The 1,086-nt window shown below is 64.2% G+C and carries 2 protein-coding genes; both read left to right on the top strand.

The genetic code is table 11. The features are described from left to right. Positions 1-95 precede the first annotated feature (95 nt). Positions 96-443 (top strand): hypothetical protein, encoded by a 348-nt coding sequence (locus ACFWPJ_RS33560; protein ID WP_378857649.1) that lies wholly within the window; start codon positions 96-98, stop codon positions 441-443. A gap of 144 nt (positions 444-587) precedes the next feature. After that, positions 588-1,086: ribonucleotide-diphosphate reductase subunit beta (locus ACFWPJ_RS33555; RefSeq protein ID WP_378857647.1), on the top strand; the 499-nt coding region annotated here is incomplete at its 3' end.

Raw genomic sequence — 1,086 nt, 5'->3', positions numbered from 1 at the left:
CTGGCCGAGGGTCCGCTGGCCGAGTCGTTGGCCGACGCGGTCCGCCACCCGCCGGGGTTGGGGCCGAACACCCCCCCCCTGTCCCCACCCCGACCATGGCGAACCCCAGCCTGTTCTTGTCCGCCACGGCGATCGCCGAAAGAATCCACACCGCCGTGGATACAGTCACGCGGGTCGTAACCATCACCGAGACCAACGACCCGAACAACCTGATCGGCAGGCCAACCGGTTACACAGATGCGGCGGTGGTCTACGACAAAGCGGTCCAATGCGGTGAGCGACTGGGAGCCGACTGCGGTGCCATGATCGAAGTCTGGCCGAGCGCGGAACACGCACAGAGACGAGCCAACTACATCGCCGGGCTACAGACGCCAGCCCGATCCTTGGGACTGAGTACCACCACCTGCACGGACCAGTGCTACTCAGGGTCACCGGTGACGTGAAGCCGAGCGAGAACCAGCGCTACGCAGCGGCTTTTGCGAACGCACTCGTTTGATCCTATGCCTTTTTGGACTTACACGAAGATCTGGTCAACAGGGGGACACGCAGCGGCCTAGTGTGTTCGCCATGACGCGCACCCGGTCTCCTTGATCCAGGATGCGGCGACCCCGCACGAGGTGGCGGTGCTCACCAACATCGCGTTCATGGAGTCGGTGCACGCCAAGTCCTACAGCGCGATCTTCTCCACGCTCTGCCCACCAGGAGATAGACGAGGCGTTCCGCTGGTCGGAGGAGAACCGACACCTCCAGCGCAAGCCGAGATCGTGCTGTCCTACTACGGCACCGACTATGGCCGCGGAGACGAGTGGCTCCAGGAGGACCGCGCGTTCGTCGCGGCGAAGCGCAAGGCCGCCTCCACCCTGCTCGAGTCGTTCCTTTTCTACTCCGGCTTCTACCTGCCCATGCACTGGTCGTCCCGCGGCCGGCTCACCAACACCGCGGACATGATCCGGCTCATCATCCGCGACGAGGCCGTCCACGGCTACTACATCGGCTACAAGTTCCAGCGCGCCACCCAGACCTGGATACCCGACCACCGGGAAGCACAGCGCGACTGGGTGATCGAACACCAGCTCGAGCAGAAAG

Source organism: Nocardia sp. NPDC058497 (genome assembly GCF_042720195.1).
Lineage (GTDB): Bacteria > Actinomycetota > Actinomycetes > Mycobacteriales > Mycobacteriaceae > Nocardia.
The sequence above is the reverse complement of the archived record's forward strand: the minus strand, read 5'-3'. Positions and strand labels throughout refer to the sequence as shown.

Excerpts from the sequence above, each read along its gene's own strand:
- ACFWPJ_RS33560 (WP_378857649.1), top strand. The coding sequence starts at position 96 with ATGGCGAACCCCAGCCTGTTCTTGTCCGCCACGGCGATCGCCGAAAGA.